Annotated in this window: 17 protein-coding genes; 8 read left to right on the plus strand and 9 right to left on the minus strand. The window is 65.2% G+C overall.

The features are described 5' to 3' along the window. The first annotated feature begins 63 nt into the window (after positions 1-63). The gene (tldD, locus tag A8950_RS10160) at positions 64-1,503 is read left to right on the plus strand and encodes a metalloprotease TldD (RefSeq protein WP_133613530.1); all 1,440 of its coding nucleotides are present in this window, start codon (positions 64-66) and stop codon (positions 1,501-1,503) included. Positions 1,504-1,648: 145 nt separating this feature from the next. Further along, positions 1,649-2,839, plus strand: a complete 1,191-nt coding sequence (locus A8950_RS10165) for a hypothetical protein (RefSeq protein WP_133613531.1) — start codon at positions 1,649-1,651, stop codon at positions 2,837-2,839. Between the two features lie 31 nt (positions 2,840-2,870). On the opposite strand, the gene A8950_RS10170 is transcribed toward A8950_RS10165, so the two are convergent. The 4 genes from A8950_RS10170 to A8950_RS10185 all read right to left on the minus strand — a co-directional run bounded on the left by A8950_RS10170 (position 2,871) and on the right by A8950_RS10185 (position 6,678). Beyond that, complete coding sequence (locus tag A8950_RS10170; RefSeq protein ID WP_133613532.1) at positions 2,871-3,593, minus strand: DUF599 domain-containing protein; 723 nt, start codon at positions 3,591-3,593, stop codon at positions 2,871-2,873. Positions 3,594-3,622: 29 nt separating this feature from the next. Continuing rightward, entirely contained in the window at positions 3,623-3,994 is a 372-nt protein-coding gene (locus A8950_RS10175; RefSeq protein ID WP_133613533.1) for a hypothetical protein, read from the minus strand. A gap of 120 nt (positions 3,995-4,114) precedes the next feature. Continuing rightward, a complete protein-coding gene (locus A8950_RS10180; protein WP_133613534.1) occupies positions 4,115-5,995 on the minus strand; it encodes an ArnT family glycosyltransferase in 1,881 nt (626 codons plus the stop codon). A gap of 2 nt (positions 5,996-5,997) precedes the next feature. Further along, positions 5,998-6,678: a glutathione S-transferase family protein gene (locus tag A8950_RS10185; protein ID WP_133613535.1), complete on the minus strand. Its 681-nt coding sequence runs from the start codon at positions 6,676-6,678 to the stop codon at positions 5,998-6,000. Positions 6,679-6,889: 211 nt separating this feature from the next. On the opposite strand from A8950_RS10185, the gene A8950_RS10190 reads away from it, so the two are divergent. Further along, complete coding sequence (locus A8950_RS10190; protein WP_133613536.1) at positions 6,890-8,428, plus strand: leucyl aminopeptidase family protein; 1,539 nt, start codon at positions 6,890-6,892, stop codon at positions 8,426-8,428. Between the two features lie 3 nt (positions 8,429-8,431). On the opposite strand, the gene A8950_RS10195 is transcribed toward A8950_RS10190, so the two are convergent. Together A8950_RS10195 and secB are read right to left on the minus strand one after the other, a co-directional pair. Then, the gene (locus tag A8950_RS10195) at positions 8,432-9,028 is read right to left on the minus strand and encodes a Smr/MutS family protein (protein ID WP_133613537.1); all 597 of its coding nucleotides are present in this window, start codon (positions 9,026-9,028) and stop codon (positions 8,432-8,434) included. A 22-nt stretch (positions 9,029-9,050) separates the two neighbouring features. Then, entirely contained in the window at positions 9,051-9,593 is a 543-nt protein-coding gene (gene secB / locus A8950_RS10200; protein ID WP_133613538.1) for a protein-export chaperone SecB, read from the minus strand. A 230-nt stretch (positions 9,594-9,823) separates the two neighbouring features. Between secB and A8950_RS10205 the strand changes: the two genes are divergently transcribed. Then, entirely contained in the window at positions 9,824-10,504 is a 681-nt protein-coding gene (locus tag A8950_RS10205) for an SDR family NAD(P)-dependent oxidoreductase (RefSeq protein ID WP_133613539.1), read from the plus strand. Here the strand turns inward: A8950_RS10205 and A8950_RS10210 are convergent. The 3 genes from A8950_RS10210 to A8950_RS10220 are packed head-to-tail and all read right to left on the minus strand — an operon-like array spanning position 10,501 to position 12,120. Continuing rightward, positions 10,501-11,007, minus strand: a complete 507-nt coding sequence (locus A8950_RS10210; protein ID WP_133613540.1) for a GNAT family N-acetyltransferase — start codon at positions 11,005-11,007, stop codon at positions 10,501-10,503. The genes A8950_RS10205 and A8950_RS10210 overlap by 4 nt on opposite strands. Before the next feature lie 10 nt (positions 11,008-11,017). Further along, complete coding sequence (locus tag A8950_RS10215) at positions 11,018-11,572, minus strand: histidine phosphatase family protein (RefSeq protein WP_133613541.1); 555 nt, start codon at positions 11,570-11,572, stop codon at positions 11,018-11,020. Then, on the minus strand, positions 11,569-12,120 hold the full coding sequence (locus tag A8950_RS10220; protein WP_133613542.1) for an FxsA family protein: 552 nt from the start codon (positions 12,118-12,120) through the stop codon (positions 11,569-11,571). The genes A8950_RS10215 and A8950_RS10220 overlap by 4 nt, the downstream gene beginning before the upstream one ends. A 245-nt stretch (positions 12,121-12,365) precedes the next feature. Here A8950_RS10220 and A8950_RS10225 point away from each other — a divergent pair, with 245 nt between their 5' ends. The 4 genes from A8950_RS10225 to A8950_RS10240 are packed head-to-tail and all read left to right on the plus strand — an operon-like array spanning position 12,366 to position 16,635. Next, positions 12,366-13,157 (plus strand): Tim44/TimA family putative adaptor protein, encoded by a 792-nt coding sequence (locus tag A8950_RS10225; protein WP_133613543.1) that lies wholly within the window; start codon positions 12,366-12,368, stop codon positions 13,155-13,157. A gap of 55 nt (positions 13,158-13,212) precedes the next feature. Then, positions 13,213-14,391 (plus strand): murein transglycosylase A, encoded by a 1,179-nt coding sequence (mltA, locus tag A8950_RS10230; protein ID WP_133613544.1) that lies wholly within the window; start codon positions 13,213-13,215, stop codon positions 14,389-14,391. A gap of 16 nt (positions 14,392-14,407) precedes the next feature. Next, positions 14,408-15,220 carry a (Fe-S)-binding protein gene (locus tag A8950_RS10235; RefSeq protein ID WP_133613545.1) on the plus strand — a complete coding sequence of 271 codons (813 nt, stop codon included), beginning with the start codon at positions 14,408-14,410 and terminating at the stop codon, positions 15,218-15,220. Continuing rightward, a complete protein-coding gene (locus A8950_RS10240; RefSeq protein WP_133613546.1) occupies positions 15,217-16,635 on the plus strand; it encodes a lactate utilization protein B in 1,419 nt (472 codons plus the stop codon). The genes A8950_RS10235 and A8950_RS10240 overlap by 4 nt, the downstream gene beginning before the upstream one ends. Positions 16,636-16,642: the final 7 nt, after the last annotated feature.

Genomic DNA, 16,642 nt, shown 5'->3' on the forward strand with positions numbered 1-16,642 from the left:
AGCGGCAGCACTTCCTATATCTGTGGCTCGACCCTTTTCGCCCGTTTCCGGAGGCCCCGCGCCATGTCCAGTCTTGCCACCACCGATACGTTGTTCTTCGAGCGTGCCGGCCTCGACCTCAAGAAGACCGAGCGACTGGTGGCGGATTCCCTCAACGGCGCCGATGACGGCGAGCTCTATCTGGAATACGAGCAATCCGAGGCGCTTGCCTTCGACGACGGCAAGCTGAAGAGCGCCAGTTTCGACACCACCCAGGGCTTCGGCCTGCGCGCCATTGCCGGCGAGGTTTCCGGCTATGCCCATGCCAGCGACCTGTCCGAGGCGGCCCTCGGTCGCGCCGCGCAGACGGTGAAGGCAGTCCATGCCGGCCATGACGGCCGCATGGATGTGGGCCCGGTCGGCACCAACCGGCAGTTATACGCCCCCGACAATCCGCTTAACTCGCTTGCCTTCGGCGCCAAGGTGAAGCTGCTGGAGGAAATCGACGCCTATCTGCGCGGCAAGGACCCCCGCGTGCGCCAGGTGATGGCCTCGCTTTCCGCCTCGTGGTCGGCCATCCAGATCATCCGCGGCGACGGCCAGCGCATGGCCGATGTGCGCCCACTGGTGCGGCTCAACATCTCGGTGATGGTCGAGGAGGCTGGCCGCATGGAAACCGGTTCCTTCGGCTGCGGCGGCCGCGTCTCCTATGAGGGCGTCGTCGCCGAGGGCAATTGGAAGCAGGGCGCCGACGAGGCGCTGCGCCAGGCAATCGTCAATCTCTCTTCCGTGCCGGCGCCTGCGGGCGAGATGCCGGTGGTCCTGGGTCCCGGCTGGCCCGGCATCCTCCTCCACGAGGCAATCGGCCACGGCCTCGAGGGCGATTTCAACCGCAAGCAGACCTCGGCCTTTGCCGGACTGCTCGGCCAGCGCATCGCGGCACCGGGTGTCACGGTCGTCGATGACGGCACGCTCACCGACCGCCGCGGCTCGCTCACCATCGATGACGAAGGCACACCGACCCAGTGCACCACCTTGATCGAGGATGGCATCCTCAAGGGCTATATCCAGGACCGGCAGAATGCGCGCCTCATGGGGATGAAACCGACCGGCAACGGCAGGCGCCAGAGCTTCGCCCACAACCCGATGCCGCGCATGACCAACACCATCATGCTGGCGGGGAAACATGATCCGGCCGAGGTCCTGGCCAGCGTGAAGAAGGGCCTCTATGCCGTCAATTTCGGCGGCGGACAGGTCGACATCACCTCGGGCAAGTTCGTCTTCTCGGCCTCGGAAGCCTATCTCATCGAGGACGGCAAGCTGGGCCCGGCGGTCAAGGGGGCCACCCTCATCGGCAACGGTCCCGACGTGCTCACCAAGGTCGGCATGATCGGCAACGACATGAAGCTCGATACAGGTGTGGGCACCTGCGGCAAGGAGGGCCAGGGTGTGCCCGTGGGTGTCGGCCAGCCGACGCTCCGTGTCGACGCGCTCACCGTGGGTGGCACGGCGGCGCAGGGTTAAAACATTGAAGCGAATACTATTTGACGGGGCGAAGAGCGGAAACGTGCTTCTATACTTCTAATTTGTAGAAAAAGTCACTCTACCATAGATTGCTACCAGCGCGATCAGTGGCTAGGCTTCTGCCAGTCCTGCGGTGGAGCGTGCAGTGTTCGAGAATATAATTTTTCGCCAAGCGATGAGGTCGGAAGATCAGTTGGATCTGGGGGCGATCGCTGAAGCACTGTTGTTTTATCGGCAAGTCCATCTCTTTGCTGATCAACGAATTCTGAGACAACTCGTCGACGGAATGGGAATCGACAATATTGTCGAGTTGATCGACGAGGGGAGCTTGCTTTTGTCTTTTCTCACGGATCTTCCCGCCATAGAGACTCGTACTAAAGGCAACACCCAAACCTATAAGCCGATACTAACTAGCCTAGTTGGTCATCAGGGCAGGGGAGAATACTCCCCCGATGAACTATTTGATCGTGCCCTCAACGGGAAGACTAACGTTCTAAAAATTCACGAAGATGATCAGGCGCAATTGATCAAAAGAGTCCCTCACGAAAAGCTAATCAACTGCGCATTTGGAAATAGTAACCCATTTAACGCTTTCGTGGATGAACTCAAGAATCGAGAATATGGCTCCCCAATTGCGATAAGTACCATTCTGCATACGGCCCCCTATATCCAGCTTCCGCCGAATCTTTATTTTAGATGGCTGCGGGAGCGTGATGATTACCGTATCGACAGTAATATTCCGTTCTCTAAGCTTAGCGAGCTTACCGGTGGCAAAGTTACAGAATCAAAAATACTTTCTAGCGCATTCGAAGCATACTGTGACACGGTACTAGCATCCTTTCACGTGTCAGAATTAGCAACTGGTGCACTTACCTCAAGTCTTTTTTCAAACCGGATTCACAACATTCAGGAAAAGCGTGAGCGAAACTCTCGGCAGATTTCTTCATTTCAACAAATGACAATCGGTGGATCATTTGCAATTCGCGAATGTATTAATTCTCGAGAACAATCATTTCACGACTTTATGCCAATCCTTAGGAAGTCGCGGTCATTTAGATCGTGGTTGCAAGCAAGTAATCCGAGCATCGACCTAGTGACGGAGTATTTGACGAGAACGGCAGAGCAAACTTGGCTTACAAAACTACCTGCAAAATCTGCGCGTTTCTTAATAGCCACTGGAGTCGGCGTCGGTATTGAGGCTGCCATTCCTGGTGGGCTGGGAATGGCGGTAGGAATCGGAGCCAGCGCATTAGACAATTTCTTGTTAGATCGCATTCTGGGCGGTTGGAAGCCAGGACAGTTCGTTCAGGGGCCATTAAAGAAATTCGTGACGTAGCCGCGTCACTGATGGCAAATTCGGTGCGACACTACCGCCAGCTGGCGTCGTAATATTCCGCGACGCTCTGCTGGCTGCGGCTCTTCAATTGCCGTTTCAGCAGCACCAGCACGACAATGCCGGTCGCCATGGCGAAGAGGACCGGGTGGATGAACCAGCCCAGCCAGGCCATGGCGAAATAGAAGGCGCGGATGCCGCCATTGAAGCTCACCACCGCCAATGACATGACACGCGCCGCATGATCGGCGAAGCGATCGCGGGTCGCCGGTTCCGCCGGTGCCAGCGGCGCCGCGCCGATCAGGGTGCAGGCGAAATTGAACTGCCGGAGCGCCCAGGTGAATTTGTAGAAGGCGACGATGAAGAGGATGACGAGGCCTAGCACCTTGATCTCGAACATGACGATGTCGGCGCGCATGACGAAGCCGAAGGACTGGATCACGGCGTGGGCCGCCGCCGCATTGCCGAGCACGCCGAGGAGGCCGGCGATGATCAGCATCGAGGTCGAGGCAAAGAAAGTGGTGGAATTCACCGAGTGGCCGGTGAGCCCGGAATCGACGATGCGGTCGTGGCGGTCGATCATGCGCCGCATCCAGGAGCGACGCAGGTGATGCATCATCTGGTTGAGGTTCCTGGGCGCCACGTCGTCGGGCGGCAGGAAATCGGCAAAGCGGCCATAGACGAACCACAACAGCAGCATCCAGAGGAGTGCGAGGCCGTCGGGCCAGGTCCAGTGCTGCAACAGGATATCCGGCATCGGTTCAGCAGGGGGTCAGCGGGAGGGGGTCAGCGGGTCGAGGCCTTGGCGCGCTGGAACCGGCGGTTGAAGCCGCGCTCGAAGAAATCGTAGATGGCCGGGCTCAGTTCGTCGAACTTCACCGCCAGCAGCTTCTTGGTTCGATCGTTGCGCACCACCTTGGCGTTGATCTTCATCGAGAACTCGGCCGATTCGTCCTTGATCTTGATGGCAATCTCGACCGGCATCTCGACCAGCAGGTGGCCGTCGTAATTGCCGATCAGCAGACCGCCCAGTGACCAGTTCACCGTGTCGGCTTCCTGGCCGTCGACCATCACCGTGAAGATCGGCAGAGGCAGGCGCTTGTCGCGGCGGTGCTCGGGACCGCGCACGTGGCGAAAGCCCATGGTAAAGCTGCTCATGCCCCCAAACCTCACAATTTCCGGCTCAATCGCGAGCAATGTAACAGATGCCGCGGCACCTGTCCCGGCCCTTTGCCAGCATGCTGGCGCGATCGCCGCCGCCCGATGTCAAGGATGCCGTCAGAAATGTTGCCCGAGCGCGCCACCCTCGGTCGCCAGCACGGCGCTCGCCGGCCATACCGCGACCCAGCGGTCGCGCGCGACGCCGCGGTAATAGGGCAGGGCTGGCAGGCGCAGCGGCGAACCGTCAAAGTAGGAAACGATGATGCCGGCGGGATGCGCGCGCGCCCAGGCAAGGGCGGCGGCTTCGTCGGGCAGGCTGGTCGGTGCATCGCCGAGTCGGCCGTAGAAGTCGAACTCGCCGCGATAGCGGCCATAGACGGCGATCGGCTGGCCGGCATCCTGCAACTCGCGCAGCCGCTCCGCCACCGGCTTCAGATCGAAGAACTGGCGCAGGTTGTTGGGAAATTCCAGGTTGATCGAGGTCAGCACCAGGACCGGCAGGATCGCCACCTGGATGGTGCGTGACAGCAATTGCATGGGTGACAATTGCGCGATGCCATAGCCCGCCACCAGCAGCACCAGGCCCGACGTCATGCCCATGCCGCCCAGCCAGATCGGCAGCGAGACGTCGAACAAGGCACGCCACAGCACATCGAGATGCGCAGTCGGGATGATGTTCATCAGGAAGAAGCAGAGGCCGAGCAGCAGCGCCCAGAGAGCCGGCACGACGGCATGGAAGTCGCGCGCGCGGATCTCCTGCGTCGCCAGCAGGCGGGCACCCAGCAGGGCCAGCGGCAGCACGACGCAGATCTGGCCCTGCATCTGCCAGCCGCTCAGCAGACCGGCAATCACGCTGGCCATGAGCAGGGCGAGGCAGAGGCGGAAGCCGCGCCCGACCGGCTGGCGCATCTGTCGCCCGAGGGCCCGCCACAACGTCTTCCAGCAGATCCAGGGATAGAGCAGCAGCGGCACCAGCAGCAGCGACCACCATTCGCGCCGGCTGGCCTCGGTCGCCGGGTCGAGGAAGCCGTTGCCGAAGGCGAGCAGGCTGGCCTGTGCGCCCTGCGCTTGCATGTACTGCGCCCAGAGGAACCAGGCGGCGAGCGTGGGCAGGGTGGCAAGGAAGAGGGCGACATGCCAATGCGGCACGAAGCGCAGGCCGAAGCGCAGGCTGCCGCCGCGAACCGGGCCCTTGAACGGGCCGGCAGTCAGCTGCGGGCCGATGCCGTCGGCATGATAGGGCGGCAGCAGGGCGGTGAGCGGCAGCAGCAACAGGGCCGTGCTGCCCTGGGTGAAGAAGGTTGCCAGCAGGCCAAAGGCGAAGGCGCCCCACCAGCCGACATAACGCAGCCGGCGACCGGGGCCGGGCGGCGGCCCCTGCCAGAGATGTGCGAGGCCATGGAAACCCAGCGCCGCGAACAGCAACGCTAGCGGCTCCGGCTGTACCATGGTGGTGACCAGGGCGAAGCCGATCGTCCCGATGAGCAGGATGCGGACATATAGCTCGGTCAGCCGCCGGTGCGGCCACAATTGCAGGGCGGTGCGACCGACCAGCAACAATGTGCCGACACTGGCCAGCACCGAGAGCAGCCGCGGCCACAACTCGCCGAGGCCGAACAGCTTCCAGCCGGCCATGATCGCCCAGAGATGCAATGGCGGCAGGCTGCCCATGGCATCGTGGCCGCGCTGCGGCACCAGGCTGGAATCCTGCCACATATGCCAGGCGGCGGCGAGGCTCTCGAGTTCGATGGGTGCTGTCGGCGGCCGGCCGGTGAGGGCGCCAGCGACGATCACCAGCCACAACAGGAAGGGCACCACCAGCGCCCAGCGCAGGAGTGCCGCTCCCGGCGGCACGCTTGCCGCGGCCTGGATATTCGCCTCCGCCTCGGCAATCTGCGCCTCGAGCAGCCGCACCTCCGGATTCTCCGGCAGCGGATCGAAGCCGCGTTCCGTCGCGGCCGGATCGGTTGCCGCAAATCTGCCCGGTGGCGACGCCACGTTCAGTCGGCCTTCTGGAACACGTCGAATTCGATCACCGCCGTCTCGGTCAGGGCCGCAGCCTCCCATTCCTTGAAGGCGGGCCAGGCCAGGATCGCCTCGCAATAGGCGGCGGCCTGTGGATCAAGGCGTACCCCATAGGTGCGGAAGCGCGTCGCCACCGGCGCATACATCGCATCGGCAGCCGAGAAGCCGCCATAGAGGAAGGGACCGGTGCCGTGCGCCGCCTTCTCGCCGAAGCGTGCGCGCGTGTCATGCCAGATGGCGAGGACACGGTCGATGTCCTCCTTGGCCAAATGGGCGCGCGATTCCGCATGGCGGTCATGGGTGATGTCCATCGGCAGGTTGCGCCGCAGGCTGGCGAAACCGGCATGCATCTCGGCGGAGATGGCCCGGGCGTGGGCCCGCGCGGCGCGATCCTTTGGCCAGAGGCCCGCCTCTGGCGCCAGTTCGGCCAGGTATTCGCAGATGGCGAGGCTCTCCCAAACCACGATGTCGCCGTCGACCAGGGCCGGTACCCGGCCCGAGGGCGAATGCGCCAGGATGCGGCTGCTGGTGTCGCCCATGCGCAGCGGGATGACCACCTCCTTGAAGGGCAGTCCGCTCGCCTTGGCGGCGAGATAGCCGCGCAGCGACCAGGAGGAATAATTCTTGTTGCCCAGGATCAGGGTCAATCTCGACATCGCGCTCGCACTCCCTCCCCTCATTTTCCGTCGGGGCTATCCGCCGCAAATACCTCGCGCACCTTCACATCATAGGCAATTGTACCTTCTTGCCAACTATCCTGGCCGGCAAAGCCCCGCTAAAATCCGTGCTGCGACCATCCATTCCAGGAACCATCGACGCCAGCTTCCAATACCAGCTTCCAATGCCAGACCCCCGAGGAAAGCCATCGTGCTCGACCATCTGATTGCCCGCGCCACCCGACCCACCCGCATCCTGGTGCTTACCGACAAGACCTTCGCAGCCTGGCTGAAGGATCGCCCGGCCGCCCTGCAGGCCTGGATCAAGGCCTCCGGCTTCAGCGCCAAACCCGGCTCCTGGTTGCTGCTGCCGGCAGCAGCCGGGGCCGGCGGCGACACCGCCCGGGGCCAGATTCGGACCCAGAGTCAGGCCCATATCCTTGCTGGCGCCGAACCCGGTATCGACCGCTGGTCGCTGGCCGCCCTGCCTTCCGCCCTCCCCGAAGGCAATTATGCCCTGATCGAGGACGACCTCACGCCGGCGCAATGCGACGCCCATGCCTTCGCCTGGGCCATGGGTTGCTACCGCTTCGCCCGCTACCGCAGCGACAAGAAAACCTTTGCCCATCTGGTCTGGCCGAAAAGCGCCGATCGTGCCGCGGTCGAACGGATCGTGCGCGGGATCGCACTCGGCCGCGACCTCATCAACACGCCGGCCGAGCACATGGCGCCGGCCGACCTCGCCAAAGCGGCGCATGACATTGCCCGCGCCCACAGGGCCGGCTATCGCGAGGTGATGGGTGACGACCTGCTGAAGCAGAACTATCCCACCATCCACGCGGTCGGCCGCGCCGCCGCGACCGCGGGGCCGCGCGCGCCGCGCCTCGTCGACATCGTCTGGAAAAGCCCCGCCAGCAAGAAGGGTGGCGGCGACAAGCTGCCGTTGCTGGCCCTGGTCGGCAAGGGAGTCTGCTTCGACACCGGCGGCCTCGATCTGAAGCCGCGCGGCGGCATGATGATGATGAAGAAGGACATGGGCGGTGCCGCCACCGTGCTGGCGCTTGCGCAGATGATCATGGAGGCCGACCTGCCCCTGCGCCTGCGGGTGATGATTCCGGCGGTGGAGAATTCCGTCTCCGGCAATGCCATCCGCCCCCTCGACGTGGTGAAGACCCGCAAGGGCATCACGGTCGAGATCAACGACACCGATGCCGAGGGGCGCTTGATCCTCTGCGATGCCATGGCCGATGCCGATGACGACAAGCCGGATCTGATGATCGACATGGCGACGCTGACCGGTGCCGCGCGCGTGGCGCTGGGCCCGGATCTGCCGGCGCTCTTTGCCAATGACGATGATCTCGCCGAGGCGCTGCTGCGCCACGGCCGCAACGAGGGTGACCCGTTCTGGCGCCTGCCCTTGTGGAAGCCCTATCGCAAGATGCTGGACAGCAAGGTGGCCGACATCGCCAATTGCGAGCCCGGCAGTTTCGCCGGCGCCATCACCGCGGCGCTCTACCTGCAGGAATTCGTCAGCCCCGCGACCCGATGGCTCCATATCGACACCTGGGGCTGGACCCAGGGCAAGGGCGCCGGCCGCCCCGATGGCGGCGAGCCATTGGGTCTCAGGGCACTCTTCGCCTTCATCATCGAATGGGCGGCAAAGGGCGGCAAATCCGGCGCCAAGATCCTGGCGAAACGTCCCGCGCCGCGACCGCGCCCGACGCCGAAGCGGCCAAGGGGAAGAAGATAGGCCCTATTTCTCCCGCTTCAGCAGTACATAGAGCGCGCCGGCACCGCCATGTTCGGGGCGCGCCTCGGAGATGGCGAGGATATGCCGGCGCAGCGATGGCTCGTTGAGCCAGCGCGGCACGTTGGCCTTCAGAATGCCGCCTTCAGATTTCATCGCACCCTTGCCGGTGATCACCAGCAATTGCCGCTTGCCGGCCTTGTGGGCACGCTCGATGAAGCGGTGGAGCGCGTCATGGGCCTCGGCCTGGGTGCGGCCATGGAGGTCAATCCGGCCCTCGATCGGAATCTGGCCGCGACGGAATCGCTCGGCCTGGCGCTTGTCGATGCCGGGGAGCGGCCCCGGCGCAGTGATGAGGGGGGCGGGCGGTTTGACGGCTGGTGTCTTCGCTGTCGGCGGCGGTGCCGGTGCCTTGCTGGCCCTCGGGCGTTTCGCCGGCGGCGCGGCGGCCTTCTTTTCCGGTGCGGGTGACGGCTCTGTCGCTGCCGGCGCCTTCTTGCGGCGCCGGCGCTTCAGCGGGGTGACCGATTTGGCGACGGCCTGCCACAGGGCCAATTCGTCGGCACCGAGGCCGCGTCGGCCGATCTTGTCACCCCCAGCCATCTGCGGCGCTGCCGCGCGGCGGTCAGGCGTTGCCGATTGTGGCGGCGCCCTGCGCCGCCTTCTGGGCCTCGGCCTGCTTCAGCAATTCCTCGCGCTTGTCGCGATAGAGCGCGACGAAGTCGATCGGGTTGATGAGGAGCGGCGGGAAGCCGCCGGCCTGCACCGCATTCGAGATGAACTGGCGCGCGAAGGGGAACAGCAGGCGCGGCGCCTCGATCATCACCAGCGGCAGCACATGCTCCTGCGGCACGCGACCGAGGCGGAACGAGCCCGAATATTCGCATTCCACCAGATAGACCGACTTCTCGCCGATCTTGGCATCGACCGACAGGAACAGCGTCACCTCGATATCGGGGGGCGTCAGCGGCTTCACCTTGACGTCCACCCGGATCATGCCGGTGGGCGCTTCGGTCATGCCCTGGGGGGTATCGGCACCCAGCGGGTTCTCGAACGAGAAATCCTTCAGGAACTGGTGCAAAACAACCAGCGCCGGGCCGGCTTCGCCCTGATTCTGCGCCTGATTCTGGTCGGAACCGGCTGTACCGGCCTTGTTCTCTTCAGCCATTCTACTGCTCCTGGTGCTCCTGGAAATGGGTTGCGGTTCCGCTATCACCCTTCCCGGCGCTTGGCAACCGGCTAGCCGCCCCTTCAACCGCCGCACAGGCGGGTCGGCTGCGCGCCCGCTTGACCATGCTCAGCGCGCATGGGCAATCTGCGCTTCGCGCGCATGGGCAATCTGCGCTTCGCGTGCAGGGGCAATCTGCCGCAGCCTGTCAGCGGCAGATCGGGGGAAACATGAGCCGTTATGCGATCATCGTCGGGGCCGGTGCCGGCCTTAGCGCAGCCCTGGCCCGGGCCTGTGCCGCCGACGGCATGAAGCTGGTCCTGGTGGCGCGCGATATTGCCAAGCTCGCCCCCCTGGTGGCTGAACTGGGAGCCCGCGCCATGGCTTGCGATGCCGGCGAGGCCCAGGCCGTCGACCGCTTGTTCAGCGTGGCCGAGCGCGATTTCGGCATTCCCGAACTGGTCGTCTTCAATGCCGGCTACCGCGCTCGCGGCCCGATCGCGGAGATCGACCCGCAGGAAGCGGAACTGGCGCTGCGCAACAATGCATTGGCCGGCTTCCTGACCGGGCAGGGGGCGGCGCGGTTGATGCTGAAGGCGGGGGCGGGCTCGATCTTCTTTACCGGCGCCACCGCCGGGGTGAAGGGGTTCGCCGGCTCGGCGCCCTTCGCCATGGGCAAGTTCGCGCTGCGCGGTCTTGCCCAGAGCATGGCGCGCGAATTGGGGCCAAAGGGAATCCATGTCGCCCATATCGTCATCGATGGCGGCATTGCGACGCCGCGCAATGCCGGCGAGGGAGACAAGCTGCTCTCGGCCCAGGCCATCGCCGCCGCTTATCTCACGCTGCACAAGCAGCCGCGCAACGCCTGGACCCAGGAACTGGACCTCAGGCCCTGGTCCGAGACGTTCTAGCGGCGCGCCAGCGTCAGGTAGACGCTGTCGAACCACTTGCCGCCGATCTCCAGGGTCTTCTCGGCAAAGCCGGTGCGGACGAAGCCGAGGCGTTCCAGCACCCGGAGGCTCGGCGCATTGTCGGGATCGACATCGGCGCGGATCTCGTCGAAGCCCAGCTGGTCGAAGCCGAAGCGGCAGAAGGCGGCCAGGGCCTCGGCGGCATATCCCCTCCCCTGATGTTCCGGCCCGAAGAAGAAGCCGATCTCGTTGCCCTGCCAAAAGGCGACGCGACCGATCACCGTCTGGCCCTTCAGCACGACATAGTCCCGGGCGCGACCCGCGGCACCTTCCTGGAGGCTGAGTTCCACCCAGCGCACGGTCTCCTCGAGGTCGCGATGCGGCAGGGTCGACCAGTAGCGCATGACGAGGGGGTCGGAGAGCCAGGCGTGCAGCGCCGCGGCATCATCGCGTTGCATCGGTCGCAGGCGCAGGCGTTCGGTTTCCAGTTCGGGCCGGGTCATCCTGCCGATGTCATCCCGTCTTGCTGACGCGGCGCGGGCGGGTGGGGTCGAAGGGCACCAGTTCCGCGTTCTGCGCCGAATGGCCGGTCAGTTGCAGAATGAAGGCCCAGTGGCTCGCCACCACCACATGCGGCCAGTCCGGCATCGCCGCGGCACGCGCCTGGAAATTGACGCAGCGCTCTTCCACCTGCTCGTGGGTTTCATCAAGGTCCGGCCACCATTTCTCCGGCAGGTGTTCGAAGGCAAGGGCCGGCCAGGTCTGGGCCAAGTGGCTCCGCGGGCTGCCGATGTCGCATTGGTAGAAGGCGCGCTCATGCACCAGCGGCTCTACCTCGATCGGCAGGTCGAGGATGCGGGCCACGATCTCGGCCGTCTCGATGGCGCGGGTGTAGGGGCTGGTCAGCACGCGCTTCAAGGGTGTCGGATGGTCCTTGAGGCGCGTCGCCGCATCCGTCACCTGGCGCCGGCCGAGGGATGTCAGGCGCGGATCCGGGATGCCGGGATCGCGCCCGGTGCGGTCGTGATGGGCGTTGAATTCGGATTGCCCGTGGCGAATCAGGATCATGTCTTCTGGTCTTTCGATGAATCGTCTGCCGTGAGGTCGATGATTTGCGGCGGCTTGCGCCAGGGTGAGTCGGTTCCGGCGGTCCCGGTGCGGCGTGGCTCCGCCTGATTGCCGCTTTCCGGCTCTACCACCTCGAATTCGCCTTCGATGATGGTGGTGCGCCGGCCGGCTTGCCGGTTGCCGGTATAGACCCGGGTCTCGAAATGGTGCGCCATGCGCCGCAGCAGAAGACCCCGCGTCCAGGGCAGCAGCAGGACCAGGGCCAGGAAATCGCTGACGAAGCCCGGCACCACCAGCAGCAGCCCGGCCACCACCAGGACCGCGCCGTCGATCAGGCTGTGGCCGGGCTCGCGCCCCTCGCGCATCTCCAGTTGCAGCTTAGTGACGGCGTTGAGCCCGCCCTGGCGGATGAGGGCAATGCCGCCCAGGGCGGCCGCCAGCACCCAGAGCAGGGTGAAACCCAGCCCAATGCGCCCGCCGATCACCACGAAACCGGCGATCTCCAGCAGCGGCAGGAACAGGATGAGGATGGCGAGGAGGCGCGTCATCGGTCGATATTCCCTGGAATCATGCCCTTACCCCTCGCCCGCGACCCCGCCCGGGCCGCTCACCCGGCGTTCTGGCCAGCAAGTTCCGCGCCACCGGCCGGATGGCGACGATGCCTTGCTGACATGCGGCGCTCTTCCTATGTAGAATGCCGGATCAAGGCTTTAGCGCATGGGATGGGGCAGGTCCAGCAGCCCCCCGGGCTCATGGCGGGTAACCATGGGCGCATAACCAAGGATTTGGCTTCTTGCAGCATCTCGACATCGTCTTTTTCGCCATCGTTGCCGTCATCCTGGGCTGGAAGCTCTATTCCATCCTGGGGCGCCGCACCGGCCACGAACGCCAGATCGACCCCTTTGCCCGCCGGTCCCGGCCGGACAAGGCCGGCGAGGGCGAGGCGCCCCAGCGCGGCCGCACCATCGAACGCGACGAGCCGGAGGCGCCGATCCAGATCGGCAGTCGCCGGCCCGATGGGCGCCCCAATCTGCGCCCCGTCGAGACGCGACCCGAACCGACCGGCCCGGGTGCCGCGATGCAACCCCGCGACCGCCGCCAGTTGGAAGCCGAGATCGCGGCGGCCCCGCAAAGCCTGCGCGACGGGCTGGAGGCCATCCGCCGCGCCGATCCGGCTTTCAATCCGGTCGATTTCGTCGCCGGCGCCAAGATCGCCTTCGAGATGATCCTGATGAACTTCGCCGAGGGCGACGCGAAGTCGCTGCAGCCGCTGCTGGGTCCCGAGGTGCTGCAGAGCTTCACCGCCGCCATCGAGGAACGTCGCCGGCAGGGTCATCGCCTGAAGACCAATCTGGTCGGCATCACCCATGTCGAGATCATCGAGGCGGCGCTGAAGGGTTCGCAGGCCCTGGTGACGCTGAAATTCACCAGCGAGCAGATCGACGTCACCGAGGACGCCGCCGGCCAGGTGATCGACGGTGATCCGACCCGTGTCGATACGCTGGTCGATATCTGGACCTTCGCCCGCGACTCGCGCTCGCGCGATCCCAACTGGCAACTCGTGGCGACACAGAGCCCGGCCTAGGGCATTCCGGGCCTTTCGACCGCATCAGGAGAGCGAGCATCGGGGGATGCAGGGGATGATCGGGGATGAGCGCAAGCGGTATCGGTGCCGGCCCTTCCTGGCCGCGCTGTCGCTGGGCGCTCTCGCCCTCGCCCTGGCCGGCTGCGCGCCACCACCGACGCCCAGCGGCCTCAAACTGCGGCCCGCCGCCTATTCCATGCTGCCCGGCTGGGAGGACGATGCCCTCGACGGCACCCTGCCGGCCTTCCTGAAATCCTGCCAGGTGATCGGCAAGAAGGCACCCACGGAACCGATCGGTCCCGAGGGCCTCGGCGGCACCGCGGCCGATTGGCAGGCGCCCTGCGCCGCCGCGCGGGAGATGGGTGCCGTCGATACCTTGCGGGCGCGTGCCTTCTTCGAGCGCTGGTTCGTGCCCTTCGTGGCAGAGAATGACGCAGGAAATGAGAGCAGCCAGCAGGGTCTCTTCACCGGTTATTACGAGGCCGAGATCACGGCGGCCCGCGCGCCGGACGCGGCGCACCGCTATCCGCTCTATCGCGCGCCGGAGGGTGGCACCAATCTGACCCGCGCCGAAATCGAGGCGGGTGGCCTCAAGGGGCGTGGCCTCGAATTCCTCTGGCTCAAGGATCCGGTCGATGCCTTCTTCCTGCAGGTCCAGGGGTCCGGCGTGGTGACACTCAATGACGGTGGCATGATGCGGGTCGGCTATGCCGGCAATAACGGCCATGCCTTCGTCGCCATCGGCAAGCTGATGATCGAGGAAGGCATCATCGAGCGCTCGTCGGCCTCGATGCAGTCGATCCGCGACTGGCTGCGCGCCAATCCGGAAAAGGGGCGCGAGTTGATGAACCGAAACCCGCGCTTCATCTTCTTCCGCGAGGTGAAGGATGGGCCGATCGGCGCCATGGGGGTGACGCTGACCGCCGGGCGCAGCCTTGCGGTCGATCCCGCCTTCGTGCCGCTGGGCTTGCCGCTCTGGCTCGACACCACCTGGCCGATCGATCATCCGCCCTATCGCCGCGGCGATCCGCTGCGCCGCCTGATGTTGGCGCAGGATACCGGCTCCGCCATCAAGGGGCCGGTGCGCGGCGATTTCTTCTGGGGCAGCGGCGAGGAGGCGCTTCGTTTCGCCGGCGCCATGAAAAGCCCCGGCCGCTGGTATCTGCTCTTGCCTGTGGCAGCCGCGGCGCGCAAGACTCTCGACGTGACCGATGTCGTGAGTTCCCTCCAGTAGACATAAGGGCCCGCCCTTGACCAGCCAGCCCAGCAGCAAAGTCGACACGGTCGCCCTCTTCGTGACCTGCCTCGTCGATCTTTTCCGCCCGTCGATCGGATTTGCCGCGGTCAAGCTGCTGGAGGATGCCGGCTGCCAGGTCGTGGTGCCGCCGGGCCAGACCTGCTGCGGCCAGCCCGCCTACAATTCCGGCGATCGGGAATCCGCGATGGCCATCGCGCAAGGGACGATCCTGGCGCTCGAAGCCCATCCCGCTATTGTCGTGCCGTCGGGCTCCTGCGCCGGCATGCTGAAACGGCACTACCCCGAACTGCTGGCCGATGACATGAATTGGGGCCCGCGCGCCCGCTCGCTCGCCGACCGCGTCTTCGAACTCACGCAATACCTCGCCGCGCGCGGTCTGCGCATCGATGCGCAAGTGGCGGCGCGCGCCACCTATCACGATTCCTGCTCCAGTCTCCGCGAAATGCAGGTGAAGGAGGCGCCACGCGACCTTATTTCCCAGGTGCGTGAATTGAGCCTCGCCGAAATGGCCGAGACGGAAGCCTGCTGCGGCTTCGGTGGCACCTTCTGCGTCAAGTTTCCGGATGTCTCGGACGCCATGGCGCAGCGCAAGGTGGATTGCATCAGGGCGACCGGGGCCGATCTGCTGCTGGCCGGCGATCTCGGCTGCCTGCTAAACCTCGCCGGCAAGCTGAAGCGTGCCGGTTCTACCATCGCCGTCCGGCATGTGGCCGAGGTGCTGGCCGGCATGACCGCGCAACCGGCCATCGGGGAATCCGGGACAGGCGATTCCCGGATGGGCGATTCCGGGGTTGGCGGCAAATGACCGTTCTTCACGACAGCAACGCGTTCAAGGCGAATGCCGCGACGGCATTGCACGACGCCTCGCTGCAGGAGGCACTCGCCATCGCCCGCGAGCATTCCATCCCGACCCGTGCCCGGGCGATTGAGCGACTGCCGGAATTCGAGCGCCTGCGCAATTCCGGGCGCGACCTCAAGAACCATGTCATCGCCCATCTCGACCAGTATCTGCTGCAATTCGAGCAATCGGTCGTGGCGCGCGGCGGCCATGTGCATTGGTGCCCCGATGCCGGCAGCGCACGCGCCAGGGTGCTGGAGATCTGCCGCAGTGTCGATGCCAGGACCGTCACCAAGGGCAAGTCGATGATCGGCGAGGAGATCGGCATCAATGCCTTCCTCGAGGCAAATGGCATCGAACCGATCGAGACCGATCTCGGCGAATACATTATCCAGCTGCGCCGGGAGACGCCGAGCCACATCATCGGCCCCGCGCTCCACGTGACCCAGGCCCAGGTCGAGGAAACCTTCCGCAAATCGCATGACGGGCTTGATCCCGCGCGCAACCTCGACGATCCGGCCGCCCTCATGGCCGAAGCCCGCGCGCACCTGCGCGAGGGATTTCTGAAGGCCGATGTCGGCATCACTGGCGCCAATTTCCTCATTGCCGACGAGGGCGCCAGCGTCATCGTCACCAATGAGGGCAATGGCGACCTGACCCAGACCCTGCCGCGCATCCATATCGTGCTCGCCTCGATCGAAAAGGTGGTGCCGGATATGCATGATGCGATGACGCTGCTGCGCCTGCTGCCGCGTTCCGGAACGGGGCAGGAACTGGCCGTCTATGTCACCTTCTCGGCCGGGCCGCGCCGCGCGGCGGATCTCGACGGGCCGGGCGAGTATCACGTCATCCTGCTCGATAACGGCCGCTCCGCCTATCTCGGCACCGAATTCGAGGAGATGCTGCGCTGCATCCGCTGCGGCGCCTGCCTTGATCACTGCCCGGTCTATCATTCGGTGGGTGGCCACGCCTATGGCTGGGTCTATTCCGGGCCGATCGGATCGCTGCTCAACCCGGCGCTCAACGGCATCGAGAACGCCAAGCCGCTGCCCCATGCCTCGACGCTCTGCGGGCGCTGCGAATCCGTCTGTCCCATGCGCATCCCGATCCCGAAGATGCTGCGCCACTGGCGCGAGAGGGAATTCGCGGGCGCCATCGCGCCGATGCCCGAGCGCCGCCTCATCCGTCTCTGGGCCTTCTTTGCGCGGCGGCCATGGCTCTACCGCCTGGCGGCACGGCTTGCGGCGCGTGGGCTCCATCTGCTCGCCCGCGGGCAAGGTCGCCTGAAATCCGCCCCCTTCGCCGCCGGCTGGACCCGGCACCGCGACCTGCCGGCGCCGCAGGGTCGCACCTTCCAGGAACAATGGCGGGCGCGCTCATGACGGATCA

It is taken from the genome of Dongia mobilis (assembly GCF_004363235.1).
Classification (GTDB): Bacteria; Pseudomonadota; Alphaproteobacteria; order Dongiales; family Dongiaceae; genus Dongia; species Dongia mobilis.

Excerpts from the sequence above, each read along its gene's own strand:
- tldD (WP_133613530.1), top strand. The coding sequence starts at position 64 with ATGTCCAGTCTTGCCACCACCGATACGTTGTTCTTCGAGCGTGCCGGC.
- A8950_RS10170 (WP_133613532.1), bottom strand. The coding sequence starts at position 3,593 with ATGCCGGATATCCTGTTGCAGCACTGGACCTGGCCCGACGGCCTCGCA.
- A8950_RS10175 (WP_133613533.1), bottom strand. The coding sequence starts at position 3,994 with ATGAGCAGCTTTACCATGGGCTTTCGCCACGTGCGCGGTCCCGAGCAC.
- A8950_RS10185 (WP_133613535.1), bottom strand. The coding sequence starts at position 6,678 with ATGTCGAGATTGACCCTGATCCTGGGCAACAAGAATTATTCCTCCTGG.
- A8950_RS10195 (WP_133613537.1), bottom strand. The coding sequence starts at position 9,028 with ATGGCTGGGGGTGACAAGATCGGCCGACGCGGCCTCGGTGCCGACGAA.
- secB (WP_133613538.1), bottom strand. The coding sequence starts at position 9,593 with ATGGCTGAAGAGAACAAGGCCGGTACAGCCGGTTCCGACCAGAATCAG.
- A8950_RS10205 (WP_133613539.1), top strand. The coding sequence starts at position 9,824 with ATGAGCCGTTATGCGATCATCGTCGGGGCCGGTGCCGGCCTTAGCGCA.
- A8950_RS10210 (WP_133613540.1), bottom strand. The coding sequence starts at position 11,007 with ATGACCCGGCCCGAACTGGAAACCGAACGCCTGCGCCTGCGACCGATG.
- A8950_RS10215 (WP_133613541.1), bottom strand. The coding sequence starts at position 11,572 with ATGATCCTGATTCGCCACGGGCAATCCGAATTCAACGCCCATCACGAC.
- A8950_RS10220 (WP_133613542.1), bottom strand. The coding sequence starts at position 12,120 with ATGACGCGCCTCCTCGCCATCCTCATCCTGTTCCTGCCGCTGCTGGAG.
- mltA (WP_133613544.1), top strand. The coding sequence starts at position 13,213 with ATGATCGGGGATGAGCGCAAGCGGTATCGGTGCCGGCCCTTCCTGGCC.
- A8950_RS10240 (WP_133613546.1), top strand. The coding sequence starts at position 15,217 with ATGACCGTTCTTCACGACAGCAACGCGTTCAAGGCGAATGCCGCGACG.